The following is a 14,179-nucleotide window of genomic DNA, read 5'->3' as shown; positions in this document are numbered from 1 at the left end:
ACGTAGGAGCGGCTTTAGCCGCGAAGCGCCGCGCGGGCGGCGCTCGATCTTGTAGGCGCTGAAAATGTCTCGGCGAACGCCTCGGCGCTCGATCTCACAGGCGCTGAAAATATTTCGTCGAACACCTGCGGCGCTCGATCTCACAGGCGCTAAACCTCTCACGCCAGGCACTTCGCAGGTAGAATCCCCCTTGAACAGACGACCCAGAGGTTACCGCAGTGGAGTTGCAGCAGGGCTTTGTCCTGACCCGGCATTGGCATGACACGCCCGAAGGCACCTGCGTGGAGTTCTGGCTGGCCACCGATCAGGGGCCACGGCAGTTGCGCCTGGCACCGCAGGAATCGGTTGCCTTCATCCCGCAGGCGCAGGCCGAGCATGCCCGTGTGTTGCTGGCCAAGGAAGCTGGGGTACAGCTCAAGCCGCTGAGCCTGAGGGACTTTGACCAGCGTCCGGTACTGGGCCTGTATTGCCGCCAGCACCGCCAGCTGATGCAACTGGAGCAACGCCTGCGCAGTGCCGGCATCGAGGTGTTCGAAGCCGATATCCGCCCGCCGGAGCGCTACCTGATGGAGCGTTTCATCACCGCCCCGGTGCAGTTCACGGGCAAAGCGGATGCCCAAGGCGTACTCTGTGAGGGCCAGCTCAAGCCGTTTGCAGGTTATCGCCCAACGCTGCGCCTGGTATCACTGGATATCGAAACCAGCGAACGTGGCGAGTTGTACAGCATTGCCCTGGAGGGCTGCGGCCAGCGCCAGGTGTTCATGCTTGGCGCGCCCAACGGCAACCCGGCAGGCGTCGACTTCGACCTGCACTACTGCGATGACCGCGCCCAGATGCTGGCCTGCCTGAACCAGTGGATGGCCGTGCACGACCCGGACGCAATCATTGGCTGGAACTTGATTCAGTTCGACCTGCGCTTGCTGCATGAGCATGCCAAACAGTTGCAAGTGCCGCTGGCATTGGGCCGCAACGGTGCGCCCATGACCTTGCGCAGCCATGCCGGTGGCGGCCATGTGTTCGCCGATGCCCCGGGGCGCTTGTTGATTGATGGCATCGAGGCGCTGCGCTCGGCGACCTGGAGCTTCCCATCGTTCAGCCTTGAAAGTGTCGCCCAGACTTTGCTCGGCGAAGGCAAGGCGATCGACACGCCGTACCAGCGCATGGATGAAATCAATCGCCGCTTCGCTGAGGATAAACCGGCACTGGCGCGCTACAACCTCAAGGACTGCGAGCTGGTCACGCGCATCTTCGCCCACACCCGTCTTCTGGAGTTCCTGCTGGAGCGGGCTTCGGTCACTGGCCTTGCCGTGGACCGCAGCGGGGGTTCGGTGGCTGCTTTCTGCCATTTGTACATTCCGCAGATGCACCGACTGGGCTTTGTTGCCCCCAGCCTTGGCAGCCGCCCCGACGAAGCCAGCCCGGGTGGTTTCGTGATGGACTCGCGCCCGGGGTTGTACGACTCGGTACTGGTGCTGGACTACAAGAGCCTGTACCCGTCGATCATTCGTACATTCCTGATCGACCCGGTGGGGCTGATCGAAGGCTTGCGCCTGCCCGATGATGAGCACTCGGTGGAGGGTTTCCGGGGCGGCCGCTTTTCGCGCAGCCAGCATTGCCTGCCGGCCATCGTCGAGCGTGTGTGGCAGGGGCGGGAAGCGGCCAAGCGTGAGGGCAATGCGCCGCTGTCGCAAGCGCTGAAAATCATCATGAATGCGTTCTACGGGGTATTGGGATCAAGCGGCTGCCGCTTTTTCGACCCCCGCCTGGCTTCGTCCATTACCATGCGTGGCCACCAGATCATGCGCCAGACCCGTGCGCTGATCGAGGCAGAGGGGTACGAGGTTATCTACGGGGATACCGACTCCACGTTCGTCTGGCTCAAGGGCGCCCATGGGGAAGAAGCTGCGGCGCGCATTGGCCGCGCACTGGTGGCTCAGGTCAACCAGTGGTGGCACGAACACTTGCGCACAACCATGAACCTGCAAAGCGCGCTCGAACTGCAGTTCGAGGTGCACTACCGGCGCTTCCTGATGCCGACCATCCGCGGTACCGACGAGGGCAGCAAGAAACGTTATGCCGGCCTGGTACAACGGGCCGATGGCAGTGAAGAGATGGTCTACAAGGGCCTGGAGTCGGTGCGTACCGACTGGTCGCCGCTGGCCCGGCAGTTCCAGCAGGAACTGTACGGGCGCATCTTCCGTGGCCAGCCGTACCGAGACTACGTGCGTACCTATGTGCAGCAGACGCTGGCGGGTGAGCTTGATGATTTGCTGGTGTACCGCAAGCGCCTGCGCCGGCCGTTGGCCGACTATCAGCGTAACGTGCCGCCGCATGTGCGCGCGGCAAGGCTGGCGGATGACTACAACCGCCAGCTGGGCCGGCCCCAGCAGTACCAGCGTGGTGGCTGGATCAGTTACCTGATCACCACAGCAGGCCCCGAGCCGCTGGAAAACCAGCAGGCGCCAATCGACTACGAGCACTATTTGCACCGCCAGCTGCAGCCTGTGGCCGATGCCATTCTGCCCTTTGTCGGGGACGATTTCCGCGCGCTGACCGATCGCCAGCTGATGTTGTTCTGAAACGGCGTTATCGGGATAGCACAGGCTCGCCAGGGCTTGAGGTTAGCGTTGTGCCCTTGATGATGGAGGGCTGACAATGACTGACAAGATGACACCCGGGCAGACAGCAACGGGCACCCTGGCACTGGAACAAGGTTTTCAGGATGGCTTGATCGCCCGCGCGTTGCCAGCCTGGCTGCGCAACCTGAGTGTTGCCAGCGAACTCATGCACGCCCGTGCAACGCCGATGAGCCTGACGCCAACACAGCTGACTGCTCTGCTTGAGGCCCTGAAAACCAGCCTGCACTGTTGGCAGCACTTGCAGCTCGCACTGCAGCGGGTTGAGGATATTGCGCAGTTCTGCAAACCATTGCTTGAGCGCGCGCTGAAAGATGAGCCCGGGTTTGCGGTTGATAGTGACGACCTTTATTTTCGTCATCATTATTTCAGCGTGTCCCCCAAGCCCGAATTCAGTTTCGGACGCCTGCCTCAGCAGCAGCAGGGTAACCTTGACGTACCATTGCTGAATGCTGCGCTCGCCAATTTTACCCGGGGCGAAGCGCAGGGTGATGATCTACCGCGCCATGATCAACTAGTCGATCACGAGGGTACTCGCTTTGCGCCGATAACGGCTGCCGCTTTTGCCCGGTGCTGTCGCAAGCTTGACCTGGGAGGGCGATATCAGCAGCACCTGGACGGTGTTTTGTCGTCGTCGGCCGACGCTGTGGCAAGTGGCTCCGAAGTAAGGGCTTCCCTGCAAGGGCTGCACAGGTCGTCGATGTTGATCGATGCCTGCCGTGCACTGAGCGAAGGGGGCCTGACGGTTGACGATGTCGAGGTGGTGCTTGGGCTGTACCGTGAGGGGCGGCCTGGTACCTCTGCCGGGCTGGAAGTCCGTGTGCGGCAGCTGAGTGCCTATGGATGCAGGCTCGAACAGATCATCGTGCTCGACATCATCGACAACTTCATCGGTTTCAAATCCAGCGCGCGGCTGCTGGTGTACATACCGGACGACCCGGTCAGCCCCTGGAACACTGCCACTGACCTGGACACATTTGTCCGTTGGACCCTGGGCAAGCGGCTGGCCGGGCAACCCTACCAACGGTTTTTCAGCCGCTTCGTACGCCGTCGTGATCGTGCGCAATTTTTTGCACGGGTGGCCCAGCAGTTGATGGATGTTGCTGACTGGGCGTCGAGAGACATGGATCAGCACCTGGCAGACTATCCGCTGCCGTTGTTCCCCCATTTGGCGCAAGCGTGGCTTGATCAAGTCAAAGATGATGCAGCGTTCATTGCCGTACCGGTCGCTCTGCTGGACGACCAAGAGCAGCAGGCATGGCGAGACCGGCTTTTGGATGCGGCGTGGGTGATCGCCGGCGTGGTGGGGTTGTTCGTTCCGGGGCTGAATGAACTGTTAGTGGCTGCAGCCGCCTGGGGCCTGCTCAAGGATGTGATTCAGGCTGTCGAGAGCTGGCGTGAGGGTGATAGCCGGGCGGCACTGGACCATGTGCTGGTTGTCATCAGGCAGGTAGTGGAGCTGGGTATCACGGCGGTAGTGATGCGCACTGTCAGCCGCCAGTGGAGCCTGGTTGACCCTTTGGTGACGGCCCGCCTGGAGGGCGGTGGCGAAAAACTCTGGCATTTCGACCTGCAGCCGTTTCGCTGTGCGCCACCCCCCGTTCAGGCCATCGCCGATACGTCGGGGGTCTACCGCCTGGCCGGGCGGTCCTGGGTCAAGCTGGAAGGGAATTTTTTCGAGGTGTTGCAACGCACCGATGGCGAATGGCAGATCAAACCGGTGGATGGTCATGGGCCACTGTTGCGGCACAACGACGCCGGGGCATGGCGCGTGTGGTGCGAACAACCTGTGGAATGGGACGATGTGCCACGCATGTTCAATCGGCTGGGGGGCGCGTTCAGTCAGATATCTGCCGGCCAGGTCGACCCTGTCATGGCGATACAGGGTATCGATGCCGACCATTTGCGCGGGCTGCATGTTTGCAATCGGGCGCCGGACCCTTGCCTGGTGGATACGGTAAGCCGTGTTGCGTTGCTCAATCGCATCCAGCGCCTGGTCAACCAGTTGCGCAGCGGCGAGGTGGTGGAGGATGAAGCGTTGCTGGCCCGGGTACGGCAATGGGGCAGCGGCGAAGCGTTGGCCGATGAAGCCCTGGCCGACGAGGTCTGGAGCCGGCGCTACTCGCTACTGGGGCAGTTGTATTACGAGCAATATCCGGTGACTGCCGATACCCGTGAGTTGCGTCGAGACTTCCCCGGTTTGCACCAATTGGCTGCGCAAGCCCTGTTGGACGCTGCAAGCCATGAGCAGACTTACCATGCTGGCGAACTGGCACGCCGTATCCGGCAGGTGCGTGTACGTGAGTCGCTGCTGTTTGACCTGCCGCAGAATCTTGATACGGCCCGTGTAGTGCTGGCGGCAATCGAACAACTGCCAAGTGCCGAAACCGGGCCGCACTGGCAATTGTACGATGGCAGTGCCTTGCAGCCGTTGGCCAGCACCACGGGTGCCGGCCGTAGATTGTGTCTGCGCTTTGAGCATGGGGTGTTCCGGCTGGAGGACCCGTCGGGTGAAGTGTCGGGCGCTTCCAGCAATATCTTTGATGTTCTGGGCCTGGGCTGCAGTGCCGAGTATCGCCAGGCAACAGGGATAGGCGAGCCGTTTGCACAGGGCTTGCGCAAGGCGGTCACGCAGCGCGTGATGGAGGGGCAACTGGACATTGCCGATGTGCTGAAAATCAAACGGCCTGCCGGTTTTTTCCTGCCACCGCAGCGGCTCGACCAGAACCGCATCGGCTATCCATTATCGGCCATGCGCAATGGGTTGGCGCCCCGCCAAGGGGCACGCAACCTCGCTACCGAGCTACGTGATCTTTACCCCGGGTTCAGTGACGAGCAGATTGACGAGTGGTTGGCCACGGTGCGCCGTTCAAATACGGAGCCCGCAGCGAAGCTGTTGGCATTGAAGCAGCAGTTGAAGACACTGACCCGGCAGTTGCGCAGCTGGAAACGGGCCACGCCAAAGCTTTGGGCCTGGAGGTCGCGCGCCGAGTTTGCCCGTGGGTTGATTGACTGCTGGCGGCGCCTGCTGCCCAGAGAGCTGGCGGCTGCCGGCACTGCCTATGACTTCACATCTTTTGCTGGCAACCTTGATGAGCTTCCGGTTATTCCCGCCAGTGTCGATTTTCCCCATGTAGCGGAAGTTTCGCTTCGCGCCATGCAGTTGCGCAGGGTCCCGGATGATTTCCTGCACGCTTTCAGTGCTCTGACGTCCCTGAATGTAACCCATTGTCGGCTGCGCAGCCTGCCACTGACGGCCAGGTTGGCCGAACGGCTGGAGGTGCTTGACCTGTGCGGTAACCAGATTCATCTGGATGGGCGCGCCACCGATCTGCTGGCCAGCTGCCATTCACTCGTGTACCTGAACTTGTCGGATAACCCATTGCGCCGAGGGTTTTCCCTGCAGCAGATGCAGGGGCTGCGGGTGTTGATGCTGGGCAACACACAGCTGCAAGAAGTACCTGAAGCACTGATGCAAGCGACAGCGTTGCATACGCTGGATCTGGGGGGCAATCAGATCCGCACGTTGCCTTTCGGCTTCTATCGGTCGGCATTGTGGCGCAGCCGCCGGGTGCGGCTTGCGAGGAACCCGCTACAAGCCGTGGAGAACATGTGGAATGACGTGACGGATGACGCCTTGCCCACACAGCTGCACTGGCTTGATCTGGTGAATGACAACGAGCGTGATCGCTTTGCCCACCTGTGGAGTGGTTTGAAAGGGGACCGGCGTTCGGTGGATTTCTTCAATTTGTTGGGACGGCTCGCATCCTCCGCCGATACCCACACCGAGGCCATGGCCCGTTACCTGGCGTTGCGCGTGCTAAGAATGATCGACTACATGAGCGTGCGCCCGGAACTACAGGCGGAACTGTACACGCACTCGCTCACCGAGCACTGCCAGGACAACGCAACACTGCGCTTCAGTGACCTGGAGGTTCGTGTGAAGGTATGGAAGGCCATGCATGAACCGGGTGTGGAAAACCGGCAACGGGCCTTGCTGAACGTGGGTGCCCAATGCTGGCGCCTGGAAACGCTGGATGAGCTGGCCTCGCTGCATGCCATCCGCGACGGCAGCGCCGAGGAATCATTGGAGTATGCCTTGGCATATCGCATGGGGCTGGTTGAACAACTTGATCTGCCAATCGAGCACGACGAAATGCTCAACCCAGGGGTTGCCGCGTTGTCATCACACAACCTGGCCCGCGCCGCGCGTGACGTGCGCCGCTTGCAGACTGTCGATGCGCTGGTGAACTTCCTGCTCAGGCAGCGCTTCTGGACGGAGTATCTGGAGCAAACGCACGGGACCCTTTTGCAAGTGCCACAGACTCTGCACGATGAGCTTGAGGTGCTGGACGCGCGCGGGGCTACGCAGCAGGAGTATGACCAGCTGCAGGGACGAATGCAGCAGCGTTTGTTGAATGTGCAACGGCAACTGACGCGTGAAGCGATCTCCAGCTTCCTGCCTGCCGTTGCGCTGCGCCCACCAGCGCCCCTGGGTTGAACTGCGCATGCTGCAGGTGCTGGCCTGACTACTGCCGCTTTGCGGCGGTGGGTGTGAACGCATTGGACTATGCTCACGTTAGCTGTGAGCGTCAACGTGCCAGGGGGTTGCAAAGGTGGCTGGCCACTTTCGGTAATGGCCGGTTACTTTTCGTTGAGGCATGAGATGCCTTGAGTGGTTTACGCTCGCTAGTCGGATCTTTCTCCCTGATCTGTAGTCTTCTGGTTTATCGAGAGAATAAGGAGATACACATGCTCGTTCGGTCACTGACCTTCGCCACCTTGCTTGCTGTTGCCGGCCCCCTGTTTGCCGCGGACAGTGACGCGCCACTGGCCAAGGAACTGGGCAAGGCAAGGCCTTTGGTGGTGATTGCGCCGAGCAGCGCCGATCCGACCTTGCGCGGGCTGAACAAGGCGCTCGAGGACCCGGCCACCCAGGCGAAGTTCAAGGAGCGCAACCTGGTGCTGTTCAGCGTGGCGCAGATGATGGGCAAGCGGGAGGACAAGAACCTGGAGCAGCAGACCACCATGGCGCTGATCCGCGAACTGAAGCTGGGTGCGAGCAAGGGCACCAAGGTGATTCTGGTGGGCAAGGACGGTGAGCGGCATGTGCTCAAGGATGATGAAGAGAACACCGCCCTCGACCCGGAGGTGATCTTCAAGGCTGTCGATGACCTGCCTGCCAGCGAGAAGGCAGTGAGTGCGCCTGAGCCTGTTGCGGCAGCACCGGAGGCCAAGGCCAAGGACAGCAAACCGGCCAAGCCTGCCAAACCGGCAGCACCGCCCAAGCCGCTGGAAGACTGAGCGCGTAACGGCGTCATCATCGGTACCCGCTGATGGGGGGCGCGTTGCGCCCCTATCGCGACACAAGGCCGCTCCTACAGGGGATTGCGATCTCTTGTAGGAGCGGCCTTGTGTCGCGAAAGGGCTGCACAGCAGCCCCAGCGATTTCAGCTGTAGAACCGCGCCTTCAGCCAATGGTCCAGACTCAAGCGCCCAGCCCCTTTCAGCAACAGAGGCAGCAACGCCACCAGGTAGATCAGCGGCAGCTTGTAGTTGCCAAAACCCTGGTCGGTAATCGCATAGCCCTGCGCCAACTCAGCCAGGCTCGACCAGTGCGCCGGCCAGTGCACGGCAGCAATCGCCACTACCGTCACCACCATCAAGCCAAGCGATGCCAGGCGGGTACCCAAGCCGAGCAACAGCAGCAACGGCAGGATCAGCTCCGCCCACATGGACAGTTGCCAGTTCAGCTCGGCGGGCAGCAGGTTGAAGGGGAACGGGAAGCTCGATTGCAGGTCGGCAAACCAGTTGTTGCCGCCAAATTTCTCCAGGCCGGACTCGAAAAACTCCCAGGCCAGGAACAGCCGTAAGGGCAGGTCTGCACTCCAGGTGCCGAACTGGTCGAAGGTGGTCAGGGTACGGGTGAGGGTCGTCATTTTGCTGTTCTCTGTTCAGGAAAGGGCTTGGGCATTGCGGCGTTGTTGACGGGCCAAACTGGCGGTGAGCTTGATGGCGATGGCGCTGAACATCAGGGCGAACGCCAGCGGGTACCAGCCACCCATGGGGATGCGTTTGTAGAACGACAGGCAGAACACCGCTGCCAGCAACCACATGCCGCTGCTGTGCAGGGCGCGCCAGGCACGGCCGCCCAACAGGCGCATGGGTGCTTTGAACGAGGTAACGGTGAGCAGCAGCAGGAACAGGTAGCCGACACTGCCGGGCAGGCTGGAGGTGAGCGTGCGACCGGCCCAGAACAGCTCGGGGAATTGTTGGGCGTAGCGGTAGATCAGCAGGCCATGCACGGCGTGCGAAAAGGCGAAGGCCAGGCCCAGGTAGCGGCGCTCGTGGAGGATGCGCCGGGTGACGGTGCCTGGCAGCAGGGTCACCAGCGACGAGGCCAGGAACGCCAGCAGGAACAACGCGAACGAACTTCGCGCGGTGGCGCGGATGGCACTGCGCAAGCCGTCCGGGTCAGGTTGGCTGGCGAGGACCACGGCGGTCATCGCCAGGGTCAGGCCGGCGAGGGCGGTGAACAGTTTCCAGCCAGAGGGCAGGGTAAGGGGTTTCATCAGACGGGCTCCCGGGTTTGAGTAATTGACCGGGAGTGTGTGGAGGTGGGGTATCTGCAGTGTGTCGGGGTGGGTGTGGTTGTGTATCGGTTTGTAGAGAAACGCCGGATGTCGCGCAGGTAACGGAATTCACAGGCGATCCGGGTACCCTGTAGGAGCGGCTTTAGCCGCGAAGAACCAGACGCGGTGCATGGCACCGGCTGCGCCGGTGTTCGCGGCTAAAGCCGCTCCTACAGGTGGTTATTTCAACTCTATTTGTGCACACAACCCCCCACTGTCGCGGTTGCTCAGGGTCAGCCGCCCACCCATGGCCTGGATCAGCTGGTGGGCAATGGCCAGCCCCAGGCCGGTACCCCCCGTGCTGCGATTACGTGAACCTTCCACCCGGTAGAACGGCTTGAGCACCTCGTCCAGTTCGCCAGCGGGTATCCCGGGCCCGTTGTCGAGTACGCGGATCACCGTGGCGCTGTCCTCACGGCACACTTCCAGCTCGGCGGCACCGGCGAACTTGAGGGCGTTGTCGACCAGGTTCACCAGTACCCGGCGCAGCGCATGCGGGCGTGTCTCCAGCAAGCTGCCGCTGCTGCCATGGCGCTCGACCCGGGCACCACTGTCCTGGTAGTCGAACACCAGGCTGTCGAGAAAGGCGTCCAGGTTGATCCGGCAGGGGGCTTCGGTATTGGTGTCCATGCTGCGGGCATAGGCCACGCCTTCGCGCACCAGGTGCTCCATTTCGCCCAGGTCGCTCCATAATTTGTCTTTCTCGACCCCGTCGTCCATTACTTCGACGCGCAGTTTCATGCGCGTGATCGGCGTTTGCAGGTCGTGGGAAATGGCTGCCAGCAACTGCATGCGTTCCTTCAGGTGGGCAGCGATGCGCGCCTGCAGCGCATTGAAGGCCACGGCGGCGTAGCGCACTTCACGCGGGCCGCTTTCATCCAGTTGCACGCCGGGTTTGTCCGGGTCGAGGTTGTCTACTGCGCAGGCCAGACGGGTCAGTGGGCCGATGGCCAGGCGTACCGCCAACCAGGTGCACAGCAACAGCACGGCCAGCTGGATCAGCAGTACCACGGGCAGCCAGCGGGCCACCGGGACCGGCGTCGGGGTTACATCGATGGTCAGCGGCGCGCCGTCGGCCAGGTTCAGGTGTGCCTGGAAGTGCGCATTCGGGCCGGGAATTTCCTGGAAGGTCAGGTGATAGTCGCTGCCAATGGCCTTGACGATCGATTCGGCGGCCATCGGCGGGTCACTGCCGGGCATGGCCTCGCCAGCCAGCCCCTGGTCGAGGCGATAGCGGTAGGTGCGCCGCTCCAGGCGCGGCAGCCAGGCGGCCCGTTCGGCTGCTGGCAGGCGATCGAGGATCGCTACCGACGTGGCCACGTCCTGCTCCAGGTTGCTGAGCATCATCGAGCGGCTGCTGATGTAGCGCTCGTAGGCCTGCAGGCCGAAGGACAGGCCGTAGGCCAGCACCAGGCCGGTGAAGAAGATCAGTGCCAGCCGCGAGGCTAACGTGCGCGGCCATTTCATGACGGTGACTCGAGCAATTGCACCGGCAGCGAGAACACGTAGCCTTCGCTGCGTACGGTCTTGATGCAACTGGGTTCGCGGGCGTCGTCGCCCAGGCGTTGGCGCAGGCGACTGACCAGCAGGTCGATGGAGCGATCGAAGATGTCGGCTTCGCGGCCCTGGGTCAGGTTCAGCAGCTGTTCGCGGCTGAGCACCCGCTGCGGGTGGTCGAGGAATACCCGCAGCAGGCGATATTCAGCGCCGCTTAAAGCCACCAGGGTGCCTTCGCTGTCGAGCAGGTGGCGCGCGGTGGTGTCCAGGCGCCACTGGCCGAAAGCGAGCAGGCGGCTGCTTTCGCTGATGGTCAGGTTGGGCGGCAGCATGCGCGTGCGGCGCAACACGGCGTTGATCCGGGCGAGCAGTTCACGGGCCGAGAACGGCTTGGTCAGGTAATCGTCGGCGCCCATTTCCAGGCCGATGATGCGGTCGGTTTCGTCATTGCGCGCGGTCAGCATCAGTACCGGGGTGTTGCGGTGCTTGCCGGCGCGCAGTTCGCGGCACAGCAGCAGGCCGTCGTCACCGGGCATCATGATGTCGAGCACGATCAGGTCGACGCTGTTGGCTTCGAGAAAGGCGCGCATCTGCCGGCCATCGGCGACGATGCTGGTGCGCAGGCCGTTCTTTTTCAGGTAGTTGCCGACCAGTTCGCGGATCTCGCGGTCGTCGTCGACGATCAGGATGTGATCGACGTGTTCCATGCGCTGCGTTCCTGTGCAAGTGGGGTTGGCCGCAGTGTACCGAGCGCAATCGCGCTTGCCTGCGGGGGTTTGTATTGCAGTGTATCTGGCTGGGCTACAGATACAGCAGGAAGCACATCACAGCTTCGCACGACACATCCGGGATACCTGGCAGGGTTGAAATGGCTCTCGACCGGGGAGCAACACTCCCCACACCCAAGTGTTACCCAGGAGAGATGCCATGAACTTCAAGACCATCGCCAGCGCCAGCCTGTTTGCCGTACTCAGCTTCGGCACCATCGCCGCCCAGGCCGCTAGTGCACCGATGCATGAAAGCGGGGCCATGCAGTACCGTTACGGCGAGCATCTGGATGTGAAGAAAGTGCTGTCGGTGCAGGATGACCAGAGCAACGCCTGTGGCCTGGTGAATACCCGCATGGACTACCTCGATTCCCACGGCCAGCAGCAGAGCGTGCAGTACCGCACCTACGCCACCGGCGGTTGCCATGAGAATTGATCGGCGCCTGATGTTGAAAGCAGGCGGCTTGGCCTTGGCCCTGACGGGGCTGGGCCTGGCCGGGCACCTGATGGCCCGCGACAGCTACGGCGCCATGCCGTCGCTGGCGGGGGCCAGCCAGTGGCTGAACTCGGCACCGTTGGATGCCCCGGGGCTCAAGGGCAAGGTGGTGCTGGTGGACTTCTGGACCTGGGACTGCATCAACTGCCAGCGCAGCCTGCCGCATGTGAATGACTGGGCACGGCGGTATGCCGACCAGGGCTTGGTGGTGGTGGGCGTGCACACGCCGGAGTACGACTACGAGCATGATGTCGGCACCTTGCGCGACAAGGTGGCCAGGCTTGGCATCGGTTATCCGGTAGCGGTGGATAACGACCACAAGGTGTGGAATGCCTGGGGCAACCAGTTCTGGCCGGCGCATTACTTTGTCGACCGCAAGGGGCAGGTGCGCCATGTGCACTTTGGCGAGGGGGATTATGGTGGGCAGGAGCAGGTGATACAGGCGTTGCTGGATGAGCAAGGGTGAGGTGACTGGGTGGTCGGCGGGCGATTCTGTCTTGCCAGAATCTGACAGCTTGCTCAAATCTCTGTGGCAACGGCTTTAGCCGCGAACACCGGCGAGGCCGGTGCCATGCACCGTGTTGCATGCTTCGCGGGTGAACCCGCTCCCACAGGAACGGTGCCAGGTGCTAGCTTGCGCTAAAGCTGGCGAAATGCGCCTGCATCCGCGCCGCATCCGCCTGGCGGCCGCTGAACAGCTCGAACGCCTTCACCGCCTGGAACACCGCCATGTTGCTGCCATCCAGCGTACGGCAGCCCAGTGCCCGGGCAGCGCGCAGCAGTTCGGTTTCCAGCGGGAAGTAGATGATCTCAGCCACCCACAGGCGCGCATGCAGCAGCTCCACTGGCAGCGGTGTACCTGGCAGCTTGGCCATGCCTACCGGCGTGGTGTTGACCAGCCCGTCCGCCTCGGCCAAGGCGGTGGCCAGGTCATTGCCGAGTACGGCGCGTCCTGCGCCGAAATGGTCATTCAGGTTGTCCACCAGCGCTTGCGCACGGGCCGCATCCACTTCGAACAGCACCAGCCGCTCGACCCCTTCGCCCAGCAGGGCATGGGCTACGGCCGAACCTGCACCGCCAGCACCCATCTGCACCACTTGACGGCGTGCCACATCAGGCAGGCCGCGGCGTAGGCCTTCGGCAAAGCCCAGGCAGTCGGTGTTGTGGCCGACCCGCTTGCCGTCCTTGAGTACCACGGTATTCACCGCGCCGATGCCGCGGGCTTCGTCCGACAGTTCGTCGAGCAGGGGCAGGATCGCCTGCTTGAACGGGTAGGTGATGTTGAGGCCGGTAAAACCGGTGTGCTGCGCAGCGTCGAGCAGGCCGGGCAGGGCGCTGTCGTCCAGTTGCAGCTGGTCGGCGTCGATCAGCCGATACAGGTAGCGCAGGGCCTGGGCGTCGCCTTCGTGTTCGTGCAGCGCTGGCGTGCGCGACAGCTGAATGCCACGGCCGATCAGCCCGGCAAGGATGGCGTGCTGGCTCATGCGGTGCGCTCCTGGAACATTTCGGCGAAGTGGCTGATGGCCATGCGGTAACCATGGCTGCCAAGGCCGCAGATGAGACCGACGGCGATCGACGAGACGAACGACAGGTGACGGAACGGTTCGCGCTTGTGCACGTTGGAAAGGTGCACTTCGATGACCGGCAGTTCGCTGGCCACCAGGGCATCGCGGATGGCCACCGAGGTGTGGGTCCAGGCACCGGGGTTGATCACGATGCCGGCGCAGCGGTTGCGCGCGGCGTGGATCCAGTCGATCAGTTCACCTTCGTGGTTGGTTTGCCGGAATTCGATTTCCAGGCCGTGGGCATGGGCAGTGTCGGCACAACCCTGGCCGACATCGGCAAGGGTTTCGTGGCCGTATTGGGCAGGCTCGCGGGTGCCCAGCATGTTCAGGTTAGGGCCGTTGAGCACGAGAATAAGGGGCTTCATGACGGGCATCGCTTTGTTGTTGTTGGATGCGCGTAGTTTTGTACCGACTGGTTAGTTTCGTCAATTGGACTAGATCGGCGAGCCGGGAAAGTGGGCGATTATCGAACCCTCAACCGTCAGAAGTCCTGGAAGCAACTGTCTTGCTCAAGATCTGAAAGCGTGCTCGGTCCCCTGTGGGAGATTCTATGGTTTTCAGCAAGCCGGTTTGACGCCTTTGGTGG

The 14,179-nt window shown here is 62.4% G+C and carries 11 protein-coding genes; 5 read left to right on the top strand and 6 right to left on the bottom strand.

The genetic code is table 11. The annotated features are described in order from the left end of the window. The first annotated feature begins 218 nt into the window (after window positions 1–218). The 3 genes from IAE39_RS26635 (at window position 219) to IAE39_RS26625 (ending at window position 7,940) form a co-directional block, all read left to right on the top strand. Window positions 219–2,579 (top strand): DNA polymerase II, encoded by a 2,361-nt coding sequence (locus tag IAE39_RS26635; protein ID WP_201207479.1) that lies wholly within the window; start codon window positions 219–221, stop codon window positions 2,577–2,579. Window positions 2,580–2,655: 76 nt separating this feature from the next. Next, window positions 2,656–7,137, top strand: coding sequence for an NEL-type E3 ubiquitin ligase domain-containing protein (locus IAE39_RS26630; protein ID WP_201207478.1), 4,482 nt, complete (start codon window positions 2,656–2,658; stop codon window positions 7,135–7,137). A gap of 251 nt (window positions 7,138–7,388) precedes the next feature. Then, a complete protein-coding gene (locus tag IAE39_RS26625) occupies window positions 7,389–7,940 on the top strand; it encodes a DUF4174 domain-containing protein (protein WP_201207477.1) in 552 nt (183 codons plus the stop codon). Between the two features lie 146 nt (window positions 7,941–8,086). Here IAE39_RS26625 and IAE39_RS26620 read toward each other — a convergent pair whose 3' ends face one another. From IAE39_RS26620 to IAE39_RS26605, 4 genes are all read right to left on the bottom strand, one after another. Beyond that, the gene (locus IAE39_RS26620; RefSeq protein ID WP_201207476.1) at window positions 8,087–8,575 is read right to left on the bottom strand and encodes an HvfX family Cu-binding RiPP maturation protein; all 489 of its coding nucleotides are present in this window, start codon (window positions 8,573–8,575) and stop codon (window positions 8,087–8,089) included. Window positions 8,576–8,590: 15 nt separating this feature from the next. Further along, window positions 8,591–9,208, bottom strand: a complete 618-nt coding sequence (locus IAE39_RS26615; RefSeq protein ID WP_201207475.1) for a ferric reductase-like transmembrane domain-containing protein — start codon at window positions 9,206–9,208, stop codon at window positions 8,591–8,593. A 240-nt stretch (window positions 9,209–9,448) separates the two neighbouring features. After that, window positions 9,449–10,735, bottom strand: a complete 1,287-nt coding sequence (locus tag IAE39_RS26610; RefSeq protein WP_201207474.1) for a sensor histidine kinase — start codon at window positions 10,733–10,735, stop codon at window positions 9,449–9,451. Continuing rightward, on the bottom strand, window positions 10,732–11,472 hold the full coding sequence (locus tag IAE39_RS26605) for a response regulator (protein ID WP_201207473.1): 741 nt from the start codon (window positions 11,470–11,472) through the stop codon (window positions 10,732–10,734). The genes IAE39_RS26610 and IAE39_RS26605 overlap by 4 nt, the downstream gene beginning before the upstream one ends. Window positions 11,473–11,692: 220 nt before the next feature. Here IAE39_RS26605 and IAE39_RS26600 point away from each other — a divergent pair, with 220 nt between their 5' ends. Together IAE39_RS26600 and IAE39_RS26595 are read left to right on the top strand one after the other, a co-directional pair. Next, entirely contained in the window at window positions 11,693–11,968 is a 276-nt protein-coding gene (locus tag IAE39_RS26600; RefSeq protein WP_201207472.1) for a DUF2790 domain-containing protein, read from the top strand. A 10-nt stretch (window positions 11,969–11,978) separates the two neighbouring features. Next, complete coding sequence (locus IAE39_RS26595) at window positions 11,979–12,494, top strand: thioredoxin family protein (protein WP_201207480.1); 516 nt, start codon at window positions 11,979–11,981, stop codon at window positions 12,492–12,494. 163 nt (window positions 12,495–12,657) lie between these two features. Here the strand turns inward: IAE39_RS26595 and IAE39_RS26590 are convergent, their stop codons facing one another. After that, window positions 12,658–13,512, bottom strand: a complete 855-nt coding sequence (locus IAE39_RS26590; RefSeq protein WP_201207471.1) for a shikimate dehydrogenase — start codon at window positions 13,510–13,512, stop codon at window positions 12,658–12,660. Beyond that, entirely contained in the window at window positions 13,509–13,958 is a 450-nt protein-coding gene (gene aroQ / locus IAE39_RS26585) for a type II 3-dehydroquinate dehydratase (RefSeq protein ID WP_201207470.1), read from the bottom strand. Before aroQ ends, IAE39_RS26590 begins: the two co-directional genes overlap by 4 nt. Window positions 13,959–14,179: the final 221 nt, after the last annotated feature.

Origin of the sequence: Pseudomonas sp. S37, from assembly GCF_016658545.1 — a bacterium.
GTDB lineage: Bacteria > Pseudomonadota > Gammaproteobacteria > Pseudomonadales > Pseudomonadaceae > Aquipseudomonas.
The sequence above is the reverse complement of the archived record's forward strand: the minus strand, read 5'-3'. Positions and strand labels throughout refer to the sequence as shown.

What these genes read in the sequence shown, in the direction of transcription:
- IAE39_RS26625 (WP_201207477.1), top strand. Translation starts at nt 7,389, where the DNA reads ATGCTCGTTCGGTCACTGACCTTCGCCACCTTGCTTGCTGTTGCCGGC.
- IAE39_RS26595 (WP_201207480.1), top strand. Translation starts at nt 11,979, where the DNA reads ATGTTGAAAGCAGGCGGCTTGGCCTTGGCCCTGACGGGGCTGGGCCTG.
- IAE39_RS26605 (WP_201207473.1), bottom strand. Translation starts at nt 11,472, where the DNA reads ATGGAACACGTCGATCACATCCTGATCGTCGACGACGACCGCGAGATC.
- IAE39_RS26615 (WP_201207475.1), bottom strand. Translation starts at nt 9,208, where the DNA reads ATGAAACCCCTTACCCTGCCCTCTGGCTGGAAACTGTTCACCGCCCTC.
- IAE39_RS26600 (WP_201207472.1), top strand. Translation starts at nt 11,693, where the DNA reads ATGAACTTCAAGACCATCGCCAGCGCCAGCCTGTTTGCCGTACTCAGC.
- IAE39_RS26620 (WP_201207476.1), bottom strand. Translation starts at nt 8,575, where the DNA reads ATGACGACCCTCACCCGTACCCTGACCACCTTCGACCAGTTCGGCACC.
- IAE39_RS26590 (WP_201207471.1), bottom strand. Translation starts at nt 13,512, where the DNA reads ATGAGCCAGCACGCCATCCTTGCCGGGCTGATCGGCCGTGGCATTCAG.
- aroQ (WP_201207470.1), bottom strand. Translation starts at nt 13,958, where the DNA reads ATGAAGCCCCTTATTCTCGTGCTCAACGGCCCTAACCTGAACATGCTG.
- IAE39_RS26630 (WP_201207478.1), top strand. Translation starts at nt 2,656, where the DNA reads ATGACTGACAAGATGACACCCGGGCAGACAGCAACGGGCACCCTGGCA.
- IAE39_RS26610 (WP_201207474.1), bottom strand. Translation starts at nt 10,735, where the DNA reads ATGAAATGGCCGCGCACGTTAGCCTCGCGGCTGGCACTGATCTTCTTC.